Raw genomic sequence first — 15264 nt, forward strand, 5'->3', positions numbered from 1 at the left:
CCAGGCACCCCCCTCTGGCCTGCCGGCCATCTCCCCCTCAAGGGGGGAGATCAGCAGCGGCAACGCCGCCGAATTCTTTTCAACGCTGGTGATTGGCGAAGGAAAACGTGACAGCCAATCTCCCCCCTTGAGGGGGAGATGCCCGGCAGGGCAGAGGGGGGTGTCTCGCGCCAACGCTAAAATCACGGCTCGCCCTGCCCGATCGCTTCCTTGCGGCGCGCCATATAGGCTTCGAGCGCTTCGCGCACGGCGGGATCCATCGCCGGCTGGACATACTCTGCCAGCGCTTTCTTCCAAAGCCGCGTCGCGCGCGCCGTCGTGTCCAACCCGCCGGCCTCCTGCCAGGCCTCGTAATTCTGCCAGTTGGAAAGCATGGGCTGGTAGAAGGCGGTGGCGTAGCGCTCCAGCGTATGCGGCTCGCCGAAGAAATGGCCACCTGTCGGCACCGCGCCCAGCGCCTCCACCGCAAGCTCCGCCTCATCGACGACGATCGGCCGCAGGAATTCCATCATGTGCTGGATCATCTCGACATCGATGATGAGCTTTTCGAACGAGGCCGTCAGCCCGCCCTCCTGCCAGCCGGCGGCGTGGTAGACGAGATTGCCGTGGCCGAGCACCGCGCCCCACAAAGCCATCAGCGTCTCATAGGCGCCTTGCGCGTCGGCGGCATTGGAGGCCGAGCCCGGCGTCGTGCGGTACGGCAAATTGTAGCGCCGCGCCAACTGCCCAGAGGCGATGTTGGCCTTGGTGTTTTCCGGCGTGCCGAAGGCCGGCGCGCCCGACTTCATGTCGACATTGGAGGTGAAGGCGCCATACATCACCGGCGCGCCCGGCCGCACCAACTGCGTCAGCACCACGCCGAACAATGCCTCGGCGTTCTGCTGCGCCAGCGCGCCGGCCAGCGTCACCGGGCTCATCGCGCCCATCAGCGTGAACGGCGTCACCGCCACCGACTGGCCGAATTCGGCCATCGTCATCAGCCCTTCCGCCATCATCTCGTCGAAGCGGCGCGGCGAGTTGACCGAGATGATGGTGGTGATGCCGGGATCGTCCCGCATCTCGTCGAGCGTCAGCCCGCGCGAGATCGCCATCATCTCGATGCCGTCCAGCGCCCTGCCCCGGCCGATCGCCGAAACGTGGAAGCATTTGTCGGTCAGCGTCAGGTTGGCGAAATAGGTGTCCATATGCCTTGTGTTCGCCGGCAGCTCGACCGGAGCGCAGACCTGGTTGCCGAGCATATGGATGCAGTTGAAATGCTGCGCCAGCCGGACGAGATCCGAGTAGTCCGCGAGGTTACCGGCGCGGCGGCCGCGTTCCATGTCGTGCACATTGGGCGGCCCGGCAACGAGCGTGAAGTTGATTGTGTTGCCGCCAAGATGGATCGCATGATCGTGGTTTCGAGGTGTCAGCGTATAGGCAGAACGCGTCGACTTCAGCGCCTCCGCGACCATGCCGCGATCGACGCGCACATTCATCGAGCCGTGGTCGACCTTGGCGCCGGCGCGCTCGAACAGCGAGAGCGCCCGCGGGCTCATCACCTCGATGCCGAAATTCTCCAGTATATGCATCGATGCCTGGTGGATGGCCTCGATCTGGTCGACCGACAGCAGAGCCATCGGCGGATAGGGATTCTCCACCCGCCGCGGCGGCAGTTGCGGAATGGCGGCAGGTCCCCGGTTGCTGGTGCGCTCGGCGCCGCGCTTGCGTCTTGGTTCGCTCATGCGCCCATCAGAGCGCCGGCGTCGCACGCGAGCTGTCAGGAATTCGCCGTTTGCCGGCGTGATTTTAGCCAAGGCGGCATTTTTCAAAATCGACGAAGAGAATACCGACGTAGATAGTCGCAATATCGATACTCGATTTTTCGCGACCTGCGCATCGGCGTTAAGGAACCGCGCAAGACTCCTTTTATGATTTCGGCCTATTCGTCTTCCAATGCGTAGGTCGAGTTTTAGTAAAATTGTATCTGTCTCTGTGCTGCTGGCGCTTTCCGCCTGCGCGACGGCGCCCAGCCACATCAACAATGTCTGCGCCGTCTTCGACCAGAATGACGGCTGGTTCGACAATTGGCAGTCCGCCGCCGAGCGGACCGAGCAGAAATATGGCATTCCCGTTCCCGTGCTGATGGCCACGGTGCGCAAGGAATCCGGCTTCAAGAGCAACGCCCGCCCGCCGCGCACCAAGCTGCTCGGCTTCATCCCGTGGACACATGTCTCGAGCGCCACCGGTTTTTCACAGGCGCTCGATGGTACATGGTCGCAATATCAGAGCGAGACCGGCAACTGGGCCGCGCGGCGGACAAAATTTGCCGATGCCGTCGATTTCGTCGGCTGGTACCACTCCAAGACCGCCGATACCTTCGGCGTCGCCCGCAACGACACCTACAATCTCTATCTGGCCTACTATCTCGGCTGGACCGCCTATGGCCGCGGCAATCGCGGCGACGCCGGTGTGCAGAGCTATGCCCGCGCAACCGACAAGATGGCGCAGGATTACGCCGCGCAATTGCGACAGTGCGGCAGCTGAGGTTCTGCGCGCTTTAATGCCGCCTTGTCGTGTCTTTCGGCTTCGGAACGCCGGTTTCGGAAATCTCGTCGCGGACTTCGTGGCGACGGGCTCGCAAGACGGCGTCCGCATCCTCGCCAGGCTTTCCGGCCGCATCGGCTTCCGCGCTAGCCTTCTTGCCCCTCGGACGCTTCGGCGGTGAACCCGTAAATCCCGGGCCTTCGCCATGCGGCGCGTCGTCCGGCACGCCTTCATGAGCGGCATGTTCCTTGTCGAACTTGATTACCGGCTCCATCGTTGCCAGCACTTCGTCCGAGAGCCAGCACAGGCTCATATGGCCGTCGCCAAGGTTCTTCACCGGCGGCACTTTCGTCTCGCACAGATTGTCCGGCACCAGCTTCTTGTAGCCGCAGCGCGTCTGGAAGGGACAGCCGGTCGGCGGGTTCATCGCCGACGGGATGTCGCCTTCGAGCACGATGTGCTTCTTGACCACGCTGGTGTCGGCGATCGGGATCGCCGAGAGCAGCGCCTCGGTATAGGGGTGGTAGGGCGGCGAGAAGATCTGGTCGGTCGTGCCCTGCTCGACGATGTAGCCGAGATACATGACGACGACACGGTCGGCGATGTACCGCACCACCGACAGGTCGTGGCTGATGAACAGCATCGTCGTCTTGTTCTTGCGCTGGATGTCCATCAGCAGCTCGGTCACCGCCGCCTGCACCGAGACGTCGAGAGCCGAGACTGGTTCGTCGGCCACCACCACCTTGGCGTCGCCGGCGAAGGCGCGCGCCACGCCGATGCGCTGTTTTTGGCCGCCCGAGAGCTGGCGCGGCTTGCGGGTCTCGAAAGCCCGCGGCAGCTTCACCAGGTCGAGCAGCTCCAGCATGCGCTTGCGCCGCTCGGCGACATTCTTGCCGACATTGAACTTCTCCAGCGTGCGGATGATCTGCGAACCGACCGTATGGCTGGGATTCAGCGTGTCGAACGGGTTCTGGAACACCATCTGGATCGACGACACCGTCTCAACGCTGCGCTTCTCGATCCCGGTCGACTGGATTTCCTTGTTGCCGAGCGTCACACTGCCGGAACTTGCCGTTTCCAGACCGAGCAATACCTTGGCCAGCGTCGACTTTCCGCAACCGGATTCACCGACGATGGCGACGGTCTCGGATTCGCGCGCCATGAACGAGATCGTCTCATTGGCCTTGACGACGCGGCCCTCACTGGAACCGAACACCTCGCTGCCACCGACCTTGTAGTATTTTCTGAGGTCCTCGATCTTGAGCACCGGCGCGCCGGGCTCGACCTTTTCATTGACCTTCTTGGCGCCGGGCGGCAGCGCCTCCCAGTCGATCTCGTTGAAACGCACGCACCGTGAGAAATGTCCCTCATGGCCGTCGACCGGGATCATCGGGATTTCCGCGGCGTTGCAGACCCCCTCGACGAAATGGTGGCAGCGCGGCCCGAAATTGCAGCCCTTCGGCCGCTCATGCGGCAGCGGCAACTGGCCGGGGATCGAGATCAGCGGCCGCGAGTTCTTGTCGGCGCCGGGCAGCGGGATCGAGCGGAACAGCCCTTGCGTATAGGGATGACGCATCCGGTCGAACACGTCCGCGATCTTGCCTGTCTCGACCGCCTCGCCCGAATACATCACCGTGATGCGGTCGCAGGTCTCGAGGATGAGCCCGAGATTGTGCGACACGAAGATCATCGAGGTGCCGAACTTCTCGCCCAGTCCCTTGACCAGCTCGACGATGCCGGCCTCGACGGTGACGTCGAGCGCGGTGGTCGGCTCGTCGAGCAAAAGCAGCGCCGGCTTGGATAGCAGCGCCATGGCGATGACGATGCGCTGCTGCTGGCCGCCCGACAGTTGGTGCGGATAGGAACGCATCATCCGCTCCGGATCAGGCAGTCTCACCGCCCGCACCATCTCGAGCGCTCTGGCGTGCGCCTCTTCCTTCGACACCTTGTCGTGGATCAGCGGCACTTCCATCAATTGCTGGCCGATCTTCATCGCCGGATTGAGGCTCGCCATCGGCTCCTGGTAGATCATCGCGATCTTGTTGCCGCGGATGGCGCGTAACTCCTCCTCGGAGAGCTCGCCCATGTCCTTGCCCTGGAATTTTATCCGTCCGCCGACGATCCTCCCGATGTTGGAGAGGTCGCGCATGATGCCGAGCGACACGGTCGACTTGCCGCAACCGGACTCGCCGACGATGCCCATCGCTTCGCCCGGCATCACCGTGCAGGAAAAATCCATCACGGCGGGGATTTCGCCCTTGCGCGTGAAGAAGGAGATCGAGAGGTTCTCGATCTCGATGATCGGCTGACCGGTCGATTTGGCTGGATCTCGAACTGCCTCGTTCATGGGTCGCTCCAATCCTTGGTATCGGCAACTAGGGCCAAAGGCCTTGCCATCAATCCTTCATCGACTGTTCGCGCAGCGAGTCCGCCAAAAGATTCAGACCCAGCACGAACGACATCAGCGCGATCGTCGGCGGCAGCGCCGGGTGGATGAAGGAACGCAGCAGGCGGCTGGCGTCCTTGATCGCGGTGCCCCAGTCGGGGCTTTCCGGCGCGAGGCCCAGGCCGAAATAGCCGAGCGTTCCGAGCAGGATCGTCGTGTAACCGATACGCAGGCAGGCATCGACGATCAGCGGGCCGCGCGCATTGGGCAGGATCTCCCACAGCATGATGTACCAGGGCGATTCACCGCGCGTCTGCGCCGCCGCCACGTAGTCGCGCGTCTTGATGTCCATGGTCAGCCCGCGCACGATGCGGAACACGCCGGGGCTGGAAGCGAACACCACCGCCACGAAGATGTTGAGCTGGTTGGGATCGATGTGGACGATCTTAAGCGGATCCTTGTCGAAGACCAGGCCGGTATAGATCCAGCCGCCGACGACCAGCGTGATGCCGAGCAGGATATAGAGCCGGTCCGGTCGGTTCTTGTAGCGGGTCCAGAACAGGACGCTGAAGAAGATGATCGGGAACAGGAAGAACAAGCCCGCCATCCCGTAGGGGATCGGCGTGTCCATGATGCCCGGCGTCACCAGCAGATAGAACAAAAGGATGACCGGGAAGGCCAGCACCAGATTGGCGAGGAACGACAGCAGCGTGTCGATCTTGCCGCCATAGTAACCGGCCGGCAGGCCGAGCGTAATGCCGACCATCAGCGCGAAACCGGTGGCGGCCGGCGCGATGATCAGCACGATCTGGCTGCCATAGACCATGCGCGAGAACACGTCGCGGGCAAGCTTGTCGCCGCCGAAATAGTAGACGAGCTTCGACGCCGGTTCGATTGCGCCGGGCAGCGTGTCCTTCATCACCGAGACCTGCGCCAGCGGATCGAAGGGCGAGATGGTCGAGGCGAAGATCGCCGTGAACAGCCAGAACAGGCAGATGAAGACGCCGGCAATGCCGACGCCGCTGTCGAAGAGTTGGCCGTAGAGGCCCAGCCGCTTCTTGTAGCTAAAGCTGGCGCCCATCACCAGGATGAGCCCGACCCACACCGGCCAGAACCGCCAGAGCACGCCGATAACGACGTCGAAGGCGCTGATATATTCGGTTTGCATCGGCCCTGCCCCCTACTGAACCCTGATACGCGGATTGAGAAACGCGTAGCCGACGTCGGAAATGAGCTGCGTGATCAGCACGATGAACACCGAGACCAGCGAGCAGCCAAGCAGCAGATCGATGTCGTTGTTGCCGGCGGCTTCGACCAGCGTGTAGCCAAAACCCTGGTAGCGGAACATCACCTCGACGATCACGACGCCGGTGAGCAGCCACGGGAACTGCAGCATGATGACGGTGAAGGGCGCGATCAGCGCGTTGCGCAACGCATGCTTGATGACCACGCTGCTGAAGGACAGGCCTTTCAGCCGTGCGGTGCGGATATATTGCTGCGTCATCACCTCTACCATCGAGGCGCGCGTCATGCGTGCGATATAGCCGATGCCGTAGATCGCCAGCGTGATCACCGGCAGCGTGAAATTGTAGAAGGTGATGCCCTGGCTGGCGGACGCCGCGGAGCCGTTCAGCCAGCCGAGCCATGATGCGAAGATGACGGTGAAGATGACGCCCGACACGTATTCAGGCGTCGCCGTCGAGGCGATCGAGGCCACGGACAGCACGCGATCGGTGCGCGAGCCTTCGCGCATGCCTGCGAGAATGCCGATCAGCAGCGAGATCGGCACCATGACCGCCAGCACCCAAAACATCAGCAATCCGGTGGCGCCGAGGGCCGGGAACAGCTTGGCCGCGACCGTCGTCTTGAATTTGGTCGAGCAGCCGAAATCGCCCTGCAGAACGCCGGAGAATGTCGACTCGACCGGGTCGTTGCAGAAGGAGAAGCGTTGCGTCGTCTTGCCCGTCGCCGGATCGGTGATCGGATGCTTCGGAAACACGCCAAGCCACTGGCCGTAGCGCACGAAGAAGTTTTGCCTGTAGCCATGATTGACCAGCCAGCTTTCGAGCTGGTCGGCGGGCGTGTGCATCTCGGTCTGGCTGATCGCCAGTTTCTTTAGATTGGGCTCGAGATTGACGAGGAAGAAGACAACCAGCGTCAGGCACAGCATCGTGAGCAGTATGGTGCCGATGCGTCTGGCAATGAATGAGAACATGCGCGCCCCCTGCCGGCCGGGTTGGGGTCAGATAGGTTCAACCCTGTTGCGAAAAGCTGATGATGCCCCGCCACCGCTGCAGCATATGCAACGGCGGCGAAGCTGCAAATACGAGGGGCTGCCGCCCCTCGTATTCATCGCGCCATGGATCACGCCTGGTCGAGCCAGACCTTGCCGAAGTCGTGCTCGTAGGTGGGGTGCATCGAGTGGTTCTTCACCTCGGGCTTGATGTTGATGTAGAGCTTGCGCCAGTAAGGCTGGATGATGATGCCGGAATCCTGCAGCGTCTGCTCGATATCCTTCATCACCACCTTGCGCTTCTCCGCATCGGCGATGCCGAGCGCCTCGTTCACCTTCTTGTCGAAGTCCGGATTGGCATAGGCCGTCTCGTTCCACGCTTCGCCGCTGCGATAGGCAATGGCGATGACCTGGATGCCCAGCGGGCGCATGTTCCAGTTGGTTTCTGAGAACGGATACTTCGTCCAGTCGTTCCAGAAGGTCGAGCTCGGCAGCACGGTGCGCTTCACCTTGATGCCGGCCTCGCGCAGCTGCGCCGCGATCGCGTCCGTGGTGTTCTTGTGGTAGTCCTCGTCGTTGCTGATTAGCTCGTGCTCGAAATCGATCGCGCCGGCTTCCGTCAGCATCTGCTTGGCCTTGGCGATGTCGCGCTTGATCTCCGGCAGCTTGACATATTCCGGATGGATCGGCGCCACGTGGTGGTTTTCCGCCGGCGTGCCGGCATTGCCGTAGCCGAGTTGCAGCACGGTGGCGTTGTCGACGGCAAGCAACATTGCCTGACGAACCTTCTGGTCGTCATAGGGCTTGTGCGTGACGTTGAAGCGCGACACCACGGTGGCCGCCGTCACGACTTCCGAAACCGGAGCACCGACGTCCGCGATGATCTTGACGTAGTCGGCGGTGGTTTCATGGTTGGTCTGGACTTCGCCCGACTCGAAGGCCGAGACGGTCGCCGCCGGATCGGTGCCGTAGTCGATGAACTCGACGCCGTCGAGGAAGGCTTCGCCCTGCCACCACTTGCCGGTCGTGCGCCGCTTGTAGACGACCTTCTGGCCGACATCGTAGGACACGAGCTCGAACGGTCCGGTGCCGATCGGGCAGTTCTTGAAGTTGGCGCCCTTCTCGTCGAAGGTCTTGTGCACGACCAGCGCCGGATAGTCGCAAAGGTTCGGGATGATGGCGATGTCGGGCTTGGTCAGCTTGAGCTTGACCGTCATGTCGTCGACCTTGACGACCGAGCCTTCGCGCAGCTTCTTGGTCGTGTCGTCGACGAGGCTGCCGAGGCGGCCCGGCATCGAGTTGCCTTCCGCGGCCTTGTCGGCCCAGCGCGTGAAATTGTGGACCACGTCGTCGGCGGTGAACTTGTCGCCGTTGTTCCATTCGACGCCCGGCCGCACATGCAGCGTGTATTCGGTGGCGTCGTCGTTGATATCCCAGCTCGCCAGGAGATACGGCGCGAAAGTGTATTCCTTCGTGTACTTCACCAGCGGCTCGAGCGCCTGGCGCTCGGCATTGGAGATTTCGGACCAGTCGGCGGTGCGCGGATCCTTCGGATCCTTGACCGACATCGCGACCTTGATCACGCCGCCCTTCTTGCCCTGCACGTCCTCGGCCCTGGCCGGGGTCGGAGCGGCGAGGCCCAGCATGCCATAGGCCATTGCCGTAGAGGCTCCGAAGACGCTGGCCAAAGCCAGAAATTCGCGGCGGTCGACACCGCCCGACTTGGCATCTTCGGCCATTTTCAGGATGTGATCCGGAACACGATCACCATTGCTCTTATAGATTGCCATGACTTACTCCCATTGTTGGCTTTCTGCCTTTTAACATTCCGCATCCAGACCGCGTTGTCAAAAAACGGTGTGGAACAGGAACATGTTAGGGAATGTGCATCTTTGAGTGCAACCCGGTTCGCGTGATAGCGACAGTCTTGACGCAAATTTGCTAGCGCGACACGGATTTCCCAAAAATTCGTCGCGGGCGATTAAATCAATACATTTTATGCAGATAAGGGCCCGGCACCTGCGCCGGACAGCTCGTTCGGCAGGCCGAGGAAGGGTGACGCGGCCTCAATATTCGCGTTCGTAAAAGACGCCGCCCTTGGCTTCGCCGGCATCATTGGCCTCGCCGCGCAGCTTCACGCCGCGACCGACATTGAGGTCGATCGTCGCCTTGCCGGAGCCTGGCTTGTCGCCCTTCTGGATCGTCACATAGGTTCGGTCGTTAAGGTACTTGCCGGCCGAAACCGCGGTGCCGCCCTTCTCGTCCGTCGTCACGTCGAGATCGTCGACGCCGATGGCGCTTTGCAGGTTCTCGAGCAGCGAGGTCGAACCGCCGACCCCGGCCAGCTGCGCGGCGGCGCTCGCTAGCTGCGCGATCTGCAGCGGCGACAGCTTGGACATGGATTGGCCGAAGATGAGCTGCGCCATGACCTCGTCCTGGGGCAGCGCCGGCACCGAGGAGAACGTGAATTTCGGATCGGTGGCCTCGCCCGACACGACGATCGTGACCGTGGCGCTGCTCGTCGTCGTGGTCGCCGTCAGGTTGAGGTAGGGCACCAGCGAACCCTGGAACCCGACGGTGCCCTCGGTGAAGGTCAGCCGCTTGGAGAGTATCGTCAGCCGACCGCGCTGCAGGGTGAACGTGCCGACCGCTTGCGGCGCCGAGGCTTGGCCCGTCAATTTCAGCGAGCCGCCGAGTTCGGCGTCGACGCCCCTGCCCTGGATGAAGATCTGGTTCGGCGCGTTGACCGTCACGTCGAGTGTCATGCCGCTGCCGCCATTGCTGCTGCCGCTGGACGTCGCCGGGCGCAGCGCCTTGTCCTGCGCCCGGACGGATGCCGGCGCATTCCTGTGCTTCACATCCAGCGCCGAAAGCGACCCCGGCAGCTTGTCCGGAACGGTGATGACCGTCCTCGCCAGGTTGACGGTGCCGGCGATCACCGGCGCCGACACGAGCGGCCCCTTGACGGTCAGGTCGCCGCCGAGATTGGCGGTCACCACCCGGCCGTCGGTATAGCGGCCATCGGTAAGCTTGATCGACAGGTCGGCCGGGAAGCCTTGCGCCGGCGTGATGCCCACCGTGCCGCTCGCCGAGAGGTTGCCGCGCGTCGACAGCGTTCCGGTCAGGCGGTTGATCCTGGCGACGCCGCCGCCGATCGAAACGTCGGCCGCGATGTCGTTGACAGCCAGGCCGGATCGGGCATCGACCAGCCGGGCGCCGGAGGTGTTGACCGTTCCGCCGATCACCGGCGACGACGCCGGACCGCGCACCTGCACGTTGACATTGGCGGTTCCGGTCAGCCCCAGCCCTTGCGCGGCGAGTTTCGAGGCAAGGAAGGAGAACGGCACCTTGCCGTTGAAGTCGAGCGCGAGGGCCGGCGCGCCCGCCGTCGTCACCGAGCCGCCGCCCTTGAGGCCGAGGCCGGCGCCATCGCTGATATTCGTGTCGAAAGCGAGCTTGTTGCCGGCGAACGTTCCCGACGACGACACATTCATGCCGCCGAGCCCGGCGCCGCGTGTCTGCGAGGTCTGCACGCCGGCCGCATCGATCTTGAAGCCGACCGACGGGCTCGCCGGCGCGCCGGTAACCTTGACCGTGCCCGAGATCGAGCCGGCCGCGTCGAGACCCGGCGAAAAACTGTTGGCAAGCGAGATCGGCACCCTGGCCAGGTTGGCGTTGATATCCAGCGCCTGCGCGACCTTGCCCGTCACCGTCGCCGTGCCTCCGCCCAGGTTGAGCACCAGCCGGTCGAGCGTCGTCACCCCATTGGCGATGGTCACTGTCGAGGCCTGTGCGATCGCGGCCTTGATGCCCTGCACTGTCGCCTGGCCCGACGCGAGTTCGATGGTCGTCGTGCCGTTGGCGACCTTCACACGGCCGGCCGCCTTGGCCGGGATGTTCTTGACGGTGGCGCCGCCCGAGAAGCCGGTCCAGTCGCCGTCGCGCTTGAGATCGACATCGATGCCGGTGACGGCGGTGCCACCGGAAGTGACGCTCTCGGCGCGCACCGTGCCGGCGATGACGGGCGCTGCCATATAGTTCGCGACCTGCGCGTCGATCGCGACATTCTTGGCGGAAAGATCGCCGCGCTTGATTGCCGAGGTGTTCGCCTTGACCGCGACATTGGGCCCGTTGGCGGCCTTGGTGAAAGCGATCGTGCCGCGCACATTGCCCTCGGCCTTTTCCAGCGCCAGCGCGGCGAGCGGCCCGATATCGGGCAGATCGAGCGAAACGGTGCCGACCGGCACGAAGGCATCGTCCAGCGTGAGATCGCCGGAAATCCTGTTCGGCCCAAGCGACAGCAAAAGCCCGTTGATCGCGCGGCTGCCATTGGTCGTGGCGAGCACCGCGCTGCCTTGCAGCTTCTGCCCCGCGACGTTGCCGGTGAGCTGCACATTGGCCGCCGGATTGGCGGCATCGGCCTTGCCGGTGGCCGTCAGCTTCAGCCCGGTGATCTCCCGCGCCGCCACCGAAAGCCGGTCGCTGCTCACCGTCATCGACAGGTCGGGCGCGGTGACCGGGCCTTGCGCGTTCAGGGCAAAGGCGATAGCGCCCTCGGCGTCTTTCGAGAGCCGCGAAACATCGCTCAACGCACCCCTGATATCGGCGGCTAGCCTCCCGTCGCCAAGGCTCGCCTGCCCGTCGGCGCTGAGCGCGCCCGAATTGAGCTTCAGCCCGTCCACGTTGACATTGCCATTGGCATCGCGCTTCAGCGCGGCGCTCAACTGCGCGCTCTCGCCAAGCATGCCGCGCACCGCCGCCGGCAAGGCGGAAGAAGCAACATCCGCCGTCAGATTGAGGTCGACGGCACCATCGCCCAGCGATATCCGGCCGGCGACCTGGCTATTGAGCGCATCGCTCTTGAAGGAGCCGCTGTTGACGGCGACTGCATCTGTCGTCAGGCGGCCATTGACCTTGGCCGTGACCTTGCCGGCGATCAGCGGGGCGAGCATGGGATTGTCGAGGCCGATCCTGTCCACCGAGACCGTGCCGGAAACCGGACCTGCCCGCCCTTTGAGATCGAAGGCATCCGAATGCAGCATCAAGGTGAGACCGTCCACCTTCGCCTGGCTGGCGGCAATGGAAGGCAGGATGGCGGACACATCGAGCCGCGCTTGCGTGCTTTCGCCCGCCATCTTTGCCGACAACGACTGAACCGCGATCTTGACCGGGCTTTCGGCGCTGCCGACCGTCAACGGCAGGCTGGGCCCGGACGATGTAAGATCGAGAGAGAAGTCACTAGCGCCGTTCGGATTGAGCGTGCCGGCGGCTTTGCCGGAAATCCCTTCGCCCAAAAGCGTGGCGTGGTCCAGGGCCACGCCGCCCGCCAGCGTGTAGCTGCCGGCGGCATCCAGATCCAGCGGCCCGAGCCCAGCCTGCCGGGTCTGGCTGGTCTCGGCGCCCGCCACCTTCGCGTTGAACTGAACATCGGGGTTGGACGACGGACCCGTGACGTGTGCCGTGCCCTCCAGCGTTCCTACCCCGTCGAGGCCGGGCACGAAATCATCGGCAAGCGCCAACGGCAGATTGGCGAGGTTGGCCGTCAGGTCCAGGGTTTGCCCGGCGCTGCCGGAAACCGTCGCCGAACCACCACCGAGATTGAGCGCGAGCTTCTCGATGGAAGTCACGCCATTGGCGATGGAAAGGCTGGAGGGCTCGGCGATGGCCGCCTTGATGCCGCGCACCGTCGCCTCGCCGGAAGCGATTTCCACGCTTGTCGTGCCGTTGGCGATCTTCACCCGCCCGGCGGCGGTTGCCGGAATGCCGGACGCCGTCGCGCCGCCGGTAAAATTGGTCCAGTCGCCGTCGCGCTTCAAATCGATGCCGATGCCGCTGATAACCGTGCTGCCGGAGGTCACGCTGTCGGCCTTGATCGAGCCCGAAATCGCCGGCCCCTTCAGGTAATTGGCGATCAGCGCGTTGACGGTGATGGCTTTCGCCGCCAGTTCGCCACGCGCGATCGATGCGCTGGCCGCGTTGACCGTGACGGTCGGCGCCTCGCCCTCCTTGGCGAAGGCGATGGTACCGTTGATATCACCCGTTGCCGTCTGATCCGCAAGCGCCGCGAGCGGCCCGATGTCGGGCACGGCAAGCGTCAGCGTGCCGAGCGGCAGGTATTGATCGTCGAGCGCGAGATCGCCCGAAACCTTGTTGTCGCCAAGCGCCAGGGTAAGCCCCCTAACCAAGCGCTTGCCGTCGGCGGTAACCAGCGAAGCTGCGATGTCGAGCGCCTGGCCCTCGGCGCTGGCGGTCAGCGAGACGTCGGCCGACGGATTGGCGATGTCGGCCTTGCCTTTGGCCGAAAGCCTGATGTCCTTCACCGTGCGGCCGGCCGCAGTCAGGCTGGCGCTGTCGGCTGAGACGGAGAAATCGGGCGCCCAGCGCGGGCCGCTCGTGGTCAGCGCAAAGTTGATCCCGCCGGCAAGCGGCGTGCCGGCGAGCGACGACAGCGATGAGACGTCGCCCAGCGTGCCTTTCACATCGGCCTGGATATCCGACCCTTGCGCGCTGGCGGTGCCGCTGGCGCTGAGCGAGCCGGAGGTAAGTTCCAGTGAGTTGGCGGCGAACGCGCCCTGAGGATCGCGGGTCGCGGTTGCCGAAAACGTCACCCGCTCGCCGAGCAGCGAGCTGATTTGCGGCGGCAATGCCTTCGAGACGGCGTCGGCATTCATCTTCAGCGTCATCGACAGATCGGCAAGCGCCACATTTGCCGTCAGCCCGGCATTGAGCGCATCGCTGCGCAAGGTGCCTTTGTCGATGGCCACGGTCTCTGGGCTGATCGTGCCGGAAAGATCGGCGGCGAGCTTGCCGGTCACCAGTGGCGCCAGCGTCGCCACATCGGTCTTCAGGCCGGCGGCGGCGAGCTTGATGCTGACCGGGCCGCTGCGGGTCTCGATATCGAAGCCATCGGAATGGATCTCGCCCGTAATAGTATTGAGCTGCGTGCCGCCGACGGCCACCGAGGCAAGCGACGTGCCGATATCGACCATCGGCGCCTTGCCGTCGCCGAAGGCGCGCACCGTGGCCTTTTCGACCGCGACCAGGATCGGAACCGCGCTGTTGCCGACATCGACGGTGACCGGCTTGTCCTTGGCGGAGAGCTCGACGGCCAAGTCGCTGGCGCCCTTCGGATCGACATTGCCGGTTGCGGTGCCGTGCACCGTACCACTTTCTATAGTGGCCCGCTCGATATCTATCCCACCTGCTGTGGTCGCCGTTCCGGCGATATCGAAGCTCGTCTTGCCGGCAAACAGCGACTTTATCTTCTCCGGCAGAAACTCCTCGAACTCGCCGTCGCCATTGGCCTCGACGCGGTGGCCCTTATCGGTGAGTTGGTGCCGGCCGGTCAGCTGGCTGACGATCCGGCCATCGACCATGAAGGTGCCGATGCCGCTCCAGTTTGCTAAAGGCCCGGTACCGGAAACGACGATGTTGACCGGCGGCGCATCGGGCAGCTTGAGCAGGTTTGCGATGATGCCGCCGGCCGGCTCCGACGCCTTGAGATCGAGGTCGAGCTTGTTGTCGGCGGGCGCGAAATGGATCTTGGCGTCGACATTGCCCTGCTTGCCGTCATGGCGGGAGACGTTGAGCACGCTCTCGATCGCCAGCGGCGACGGATCGGCCTTGAGCGAGCCCTTGGCGGCGAGTTCGGCAATGCCGCTGCCGGCAAGCTCCTGGCCAAGCGCGATCTCCGGCAGGTCGATCTCCCTGACGTCGATCGACACCGGCAGGCTCGTCGAACCACCCTGCGACGGCTGCTGGCTCGGCTGCGGCAACCGCGCCAGTTCGATGCGCCCGGCGGCAAAGCGGTCGGCGTTGAAATTCCATGAGAGCAGCGCCGTCGGCGACCAGTCGAGCGCCACATTGCGTGCCACCATCCAGGGGCCGGCGCGGTCTTCCAGCACCACATGGTCGACCCTCAGCGCGCCCGACCAGATGCCTTCGATACCGCTGACCGTCACCTTGCGGTCCTCGCTCGAGGCCATCTTCGAAATCAGGCCGGCGAGATTTTGCCTGCCGCCCTCTGTGCCGGTAAGCACGACAAGCGCGCCGACCGCCACCACCAGCAAAAGGAGAAGCGTGTAGAGGCAGATACGGAGGATGCGCCAGAACAGCTTCATCG

7 protein-coding genes are annotated in these 15264 nt (G+C 64.0%); 1 reads left to right on the top strand and 6 read right to left on the bottom strand.

Annotated features, from left to right (window positions below):
• Positions 1–182: 182 nt before the first annotated feature.
• Positions 183–1721: a trimethylamine methyltransferase family protein gene (locus tag YU3_RS0118200; RefSeq protein WP_027167599.1), complete on the bottom strand. Its 1539-nt coding sequence runs from the start codon at positions 1719–1721 to the stop codon at positions 183–185.
• 211 nt (positions 1722–1932) lie between these two features.
• On the opposite strand from YU3_RS0118200, the gene YU3_RS0118205 reads away from it, so the two are divergent.
• Complete coding sequence (locus YU3_RS0118205) at positions 1933–2523, top strand: transglycosylase SLT domain-containing protein (RefSeq protein WP_027167600.1); 591 nt, start codon at positions 1933–1935, stop codon at positions 2521–2523.
• A 13-nt stretch (positions 2524–2536) separates the two neighbouring features.
• On the opposite strand, the gene YU3_RS0118210 is transcribed toward YU3_RS0118205, so the two are convergent.
• The 5 genes from YU3_RS0118210 to YU3_RS0118230 all read right to left on the bottom strand — a co-directional run bounded on the left by YU3_RS0118210 (position 2537) and on the right by YU3_RS0118230 (position 15262).
• A complete protein-coding gene (locus YU3_RS0118210) occupies positions 2537–4870 on the bottom strand; it encodes an ABC transporter ATP-binding protein (RefSeq protein WP_027167601.1) in 2334 nt (777 codons plus the stop codon).
• Between the two features lie 49 nt (positions 4871–4919).
• Positions 4920–6077 carry an ABC transporter permease gene (locus tag YU3_RS0118215; RefSeq protein ID WP_027167602.1) on the bottom strand — a complete coding sequence of 386 codons (1158 nt, stop codon included), beginning with the start codon at positions 6075–6077 and terminating at the stop codon, positions 4920–4922.
• A gap of 12 nt (positions 6078–6089) precedes the next feature.
• Entirely contained in the window at positions 6090–7124 is a 1035-nt protein-coding gene (locus YU3_RS0118220; protein WP_027167603.1) for an ABC transporter permease, read from the bottom strand.
• A 149-nt stretch (positions 7125–7273) separates the two neighbouring features.
• Positions 7274–8932, bottom strand: coding sequence for an ABC transporter substrate-binding protein (locus tag YU3_RS0118225; protein WP_027167604.1), 1659 nt, complete (start codon positions 8930–8932; stop codon positions 7274–7276).
• Between the two features lie 276 nt (positions 8933–9208).
• Positions 9209–15262, bottom strand: coding sequence for a translocation/assembly module TamB domain-containing protein (locus tag YU3_RS0118230; protein ID WP_027167605.1), 6054 nt, complete (start codon positions 15260–15262; stop codon positions 9209–9211).
• Between the last annotated feature and the right edge of the window lie 2 nt (positions 15263–15264).

It is taken from the genome of Mesorhizobium sp. WSM3224, assembly GCF_000427725.1.
GTDB lineage: Bacteria > Pseudomonadota > Alphaproteobacteria > Rhizobiales > Rhizobiaceae > Mesorhizobium.